The organism is Calidithermus terrae (genome assembly GCF_003574345.1).
Classification (GTDB): domain Bacteria; phylum Deinococcota; class Deinococci; order Deinococcales; family Thermaceae; genus Calidithermus; species Calidithermus chliarophilus.
On sequence record NZ_QXDL01000256.1, the window covers coordinates 1 to 5,032 of the forward strand.

Genomic DNA, 5,032 nt, shown 5'->3' on the forward strand with positions numbered 1-5,032 from the left:
CTCCACCCCCTCGCCCACCGCGTCCACCCGCCCGGCGAACTCCATGCCGGGCACCAGCGGGAGGCGGGTGCGCGCGAGGTACTCCCCGGCCACGGTGAGGATGTCGGCGTAGTTGAGCCCCACGGCCTCCACCTTGAGCCGCACCTGGCCGGGGCCGGGGGTGGGCAGGGGGAGGTCGGTGAGCTCGAGCACTTCCGGGCCGCCGGTGCGGGTGATCTGGATGGCCTTCACGCCCAAAGCCTACCGGGTCGGGGCGGCGAGACTGTATCCCCGCGGCTAAATGTCCTCGCGGGCCCGGGGGTATCCTCGGGCCCATGAACGCGCCCCACACGTCCCCTCGCCGCGGGAGGCGCCCGTGAAGAAGGCCGTGGTCATCGGCAGCGGCATCGGCGGGCTGGCGATGGGCATCCGCCTGTGCAGCCTGGGCTTCGACACCACCGTGCTCGAGAAGCTCGACGCCCCCGGCGGGCGGGCCTACGTGCGCCGGGCCCAGGGCTTCACCTTCGACATGGGCCCCACCGTCATCACCGTGCCCCACTTCATCGAGGAGCTCTTCAGCTTAGGCCGGGGCGACCCCCGGCTGGGCCAGCCCGACTTCCCCCCCGCCGTGCTGGGCGAGGACAAGCGGGTGCGCGAGGGCGTCTCGGGCGGCCCCAACACCTCGCGCTACGTCACCCTCGTGCCCATCCTGCCCTTCTACCGCATCTACTTCGACGACGGCACCTTCTTCGACTACGACGGCGACCCCCTCCGCACCCGCGAGCAGATCCGGGCGCTGGCCCCCGAGGACCTCGAGGGCTACGAGCACTTCCACCGCGACGCGAGGGCCATCTTCGAGCGCGGCTTCCTCGAGCTCGGCTACACCCACTTCGGCGACGTGGGCACCATGCTGCGCGTAGTCCCCGACCTGCTGCGCCTGGACGCGGTGCGCACGCTGTTCTCCTTCGCCAAGAAATACTTCAAGAACCCCAAGATGCGGCAGGTCTTCAGCTTCGAGACGCTGCTGGTGGGCGGCAACCCCCTCAGCGTGCCCGCCATCTACGCCATGATCCACTTCGTGGAGAAGACCTGGGGCATCCACTTCGCCATGGGCGGCACCGGGGCGCTGGTGCGGGGCTTCGTGAGGAAGCTCGAGGAGCTCGGCGGGCGCATCCGCTACGGCGCGGAGGTGAGCCGGATCAACGTCACCCGCCGGGGCGGCCGGAAGGTCGCCACCGGCGTCACGCTGGCCTCGGGCGAGGTGCTGCACGCCGACGCGGTGGTCTCCAACGCCGACTACGCCCACACCTACCTCAAGCTCGTCGAGCCGCAGCACCGCTTGTGGAACGCCGACCCGGTGGTGCGGGCCCGCAGGCAGAGCATGTCGCTGGTGGTGATCTACTTCGGCTTCAAAGCCGACGGCAGCGAAGGCGAGCGGCTGCGCCACCACAACATCCTCCTGGGGCCGCGCTACGAGGAGCTGCTCAAAGACATCTTCGGGCGCAAGGTGCTTGCCAAGGACTTCTCGCAGTACCTCCACGTCCCCACCCTCACCGACCCCTCCCTGGCCCCGCCCGGCCACCACGCCGCCTACACCCTCGTCCCCGTGCCCCACAACGGCTCCGGGCTCGACTGGGAGCTGCTGGGCGAGCCCTTCGTGAACAAGGTGCTGGGCTTCCTCGAGCAGCGCGGCTACCTCCCCAACCTCTCCGAGCGCCTGGTCTACAAGAGCTTCGTCACCCCCGACTACTTCGAGCACACCCTGCTCTCCCACCTCGGCAACGCCTTCGGCCCCGAGCCCGTCCTCATGCAGTCGGCCTTCTTCCGCCCCCACAACCGCTCGGAGGACGTCGCCAGGCTCTACCTGGTGGGCGCGGGGGCCCAGCCCGGCGCGGGCACCCCCAGCGTGATGATGTCGGCCAAGATGACCGCCCGCCTCGTCGCCCAGGACTTCGGCCTGCCCTTAGAGGGCAGCGACGTGCTCTCGACCCGGGTCGTGGAGCCCGTAGCATGAGGCAGAAGGGTGAAGGGGTGAAAAGGTGAAAAGGTAAAAAGCGGAGAACACCTCTCACCTTTTGCCCTTTTAGCCTCCCGTGACCCTATGGACATCACCGCCCGCAAGCGCAAGCACCTCGAGGTCTGCCTCGAGGGGCCCGTGAACTACGCCCGCCTGACCACGGGGCTCGAGCGCTACCGCCTGGCCTACCGGGCGCTGCCCGAGCTGCGCCTGGAGGACGTGGACCTCTCGACCCGCTTTCTGGGCAAGCGGCTGGCCGCGCCCTTCCTGATCGGGGCCATGACCGGGGGGGAGGAGCACGGGGGGCGCATCAACCGGGCGCTGGCCGAGGCCGCCGAGCGGGTGGGGGTGGGCATGATGCTGGGCAGCCAGCGGGTGATGCTGGAGAAGCCCGAGGCCGCCTCGAGCTTCCAGGTGCGCGAGGTGGCGCCCACCGCGCTGCTGATCGGCAACCTGGGGCTGGTGCAGCTCAACCGGGGCTACACCGCCGCGCACCTGCGCCGCGCGGTCGAGGCGGTGGGGGCCGACGCCCTCGCCCTGCACGCCAACCCGCTGCAAGAGGCCGTGCAGCGCGGCGACACCGACTTCGCGGGCCTGAGGGCCAAGCTGGGGCAGGTCCTGGGGGAAGTCCCCTTCCCGGTGCTGCTCAAGGAGGTGGGGCACGGCTTCTCGGGGGAGGTGGCCCGGGGGCTCGCCGGCCTGCCGCTGGCCGCGCTGGACGTGGCCGGGGCCGGGGGGACGAGCTGGGCGCGGGTCGAGGAGCTGGTGCGCTACGGCGAGGTGCGCCACCCCGAGCTCTGCGAGGTCGGGCTGCCCACCGCGCAGGCCCTCATCGAGTGCCGCGCGGCCCTGCCCGGCCTGCCGCTGGTGGCCTCCGGGGGCATCCGCAGCGGCACCGACGCCGCCAAGGCCCTGGCGCTGGGGGCGCAGGCGGTGGCGGTGGCGCGGCCGCTGCTGGGGCCCGCCCTGCAGGGGCCCGAGGCGGTGGTGGAATGGCTCGAGGACTTCCTCTGGGAGCTGCGCGCGGCGCTCTACGCCGTGGGGGCCCGCACCCCGGCCGAGGCCCTGGGGCGCGTCGCGGCAGTCTAAAGCTTTGATTAACCGGGATTCGCGAACGAAGAAAACCGGCCCTGGGGCCGGTTTTCGCTTTTTGGTTGCGGGGACAGGATTTGAACCTGTGACCTTCGGGTTATGAGCCCGACGAGCTACCAGACTGCTCCACCCCGCGTCGCTGAGGGCCTTCCGGCCGAGCTTCGCCAGGGTATCAAAGGGGTGCGGCCGTGTCAACTCGCTGGTTCACCCTGGCCCGAGCCGCCTGGGGCCGCATGCTAGAATTCCTGCCAGCATGACCCAAGATTTCGGGAGATACGCTATGAAGGGAACCTGGATGGCCCTCGTGGCCGCTTCGCTGGCCTTGGCCCAGCAGCCGAGCGTAGAGGACACCCTCAAGCGGGGTCTGGCCGCGCTCGAGGCGGGCCGCAACGCCGAGGCCGCCCAGCTGTGCGAACAGGTGGTCACCCGCGAGTACACCAGCTACAGCGGCCACTTCTGCCTGGGGCTGGCCCTCTACCGGCAGGGCGACCTCAAGGGCGCCCGCTTCGAGTTCACCCAGCTCACCCTGCTGGCCCCCGACCGCTTCGAGGGCTGGTTCAACCTGGGCGTGACCCTCGACCGCCTGGGGGTGTCCGCCGAGGCCGCCCAGGCCCTCTCCAAGGCCATCGAGGTGGGCGAGAAGGCCGGGGTCGCCCCCGCCGACCTGCGCACCTCCTACCTGGGGCTCGCCAAGGCCCAGCGCGACCAGAAGCAGTACGACGCCGCGGCCACCACCTTAGTGGGCGCGCTGAAGAAGTTCGAGAACGACCAGGAGATCACCTTCCTGCTCGCCGACAGCCTCTACCGCGCCAACAGGCCCCTCGACGCGCTCCCCCACCTCTACACCCTGCTCAACCAGAACCGCGGCAACGTCAGCGCGGTGGGCCTGGTGGCCGACATCTTCGTGGGCCAGGGCCTGCCCGAGCGGGCCGTGACCGAGCTCGACCGCTCCATCGCCGCCGTTCAGGACGCCAAGGTCAAGGCCCAGCTCGTCTACAAGAAGGCCTCGCTGCTCAGCGGCAAGGCCCAGCAGGACGCCCTCACCGAGGCCACCCGCCTCGACCCCCGGCTCTGGACCGCCCAGTACGACCTGGGCCGCGTGCGCTACCAGAACGGCGACTTCAAGGGCGCCCTCGAGGCCTTCCAAGCCGCCTACGGCCAGATGCCCGACGAGCCCCGCGTGGCGCTGGCGCTGGCGCTGACCCACGACCGCCTGGGCCAGTTCGCCGAGGCCGGGCGCTTCGCGGCGCTGGCGGCGAAGTCGGCGAGCGGCGCGGAGAAGGCCGAGGCCCTGTTCGTGCAGGGCAAGGCCGCCTACTTCCAGCAGCGCTACGACAGCGCCGAGGAGGTGCTGCTCCAGGCGGTGCAGCTCAAGGCCGACCGGGGCGCGGCGTGGTTCTACCTGGGCCGCTCGCAGTTCGCGCTCAAGAAGTACGAGGCGGCCATCGGCTCCCTCGAGCGCGCCCAGGCCTTAGAGCCCACCGGCGACACCGCCGCCAACCTGGGCGCCGCCTACCTCGCCGCCAACCGCTACTCCGACGCCGAGCGCCTGCTCAACCAGGCCGTCGCCCTCAACCCCCGCGACGCGGTCGCCTGGTATAACCTGGGCATCGCCCTGCAGGCCCTCTCGCGCAACGCCGAGGCCCGCCGCGCCTTCCAGCAGGCGGTCAACCTCGGCTACGAGCCCGCCCGCCAGTTCCTGCGGTAGGGCCCTCGTCCCGAAACGTAGCGCCGGGCGGGTTTCCCGCCCGGCGGTTGTTTGCAATGCGCCTGTAGTGCGGTAGTTTAGAGGTATGGGCTGGCTCCGCAACAATTGGCTCGACCTGCTGATCTTCGTGCTGTTCGGCCTGGTGGTGGCGGGCATCGTGTTCTTCCTCACGGGCATCAACCCCTTCCAGCGGCTCCCCGCCCAGTCCCCGCCGCCCCTCCCGCAGCCGCGGGTGG

At 70.9% G+C, this 5,032-nt stretch carries 4 protein-coding genes and 1 tRNA gene; 3 read left to right on the plus strand and 2 right to left on the minus strand.

Translation table 11 applies throughout. The features are described from left to right. Positions 1-231 (minus strand): alcohol dehydrogenase catalytic domain-containing protein (locus tag Mterra_RS18725; protein ID WP_170159742.1); only part of this gene is annotated, 231 nt, incomplete at its 3' end. A 124-nt stretch (positions 232-355) separates the two neighbouring features. Between Mterra_RS18725 and crtI the strand changes: the two genes are divergently transcribed. Then, entirely contained in the window at positions 356-1,993 is a 1,638-nt protein-coding gene (gene crtI / locus Mterra_RS18730; RefSeq protein ID WP_119316522.1) for a phytoene desaturase family protein, read from the plus strand. Between the two features lie 87 nt (positions 1,994-2,080). Next, the gene (gene fni, locus Mterra_RS18735; RefSeq protein ID WP_119316523.1) at positions 2,081-3,085 is read left to right on the plus strand and encodes a type 2 isopentenyl-diphosphate Delta-isomerase; all 1,005 of its coding nucleotides are present in this window, start codon (positions 2,081-2,083) and stop codon (positions 3,083-3,085) included. 62 nt (positions 3,086-3,147) lie between these two features. Here fni and Mterra_RS18740 read toward each other — a convergent pair. Beyond that, positions 3,148-3,224: transfer RNA gene (locus Mterra_RS18740), tRNA-Met, on the minus strand. 144 nt (positions 3,225-3,368) lie between these two features. On the opposite strand from Mterra_RS18740, the gene Mterra_RS18745 reads away from it, so the two are divergent. Continuing rightward, positions 3,369-4,796, plus strand: a complete 1,428-nt coding sequence (locus Mterra_RS18745) for a tetratricopeptide repeat protein (RefSeq protein WP_245971691.1) — start codon at positions 3,369-3,371, stop codon at positions 4,794-4,796. The last annotated feature ends 236 nt before the right edge of the window (positions 4,797-5,032 follow it).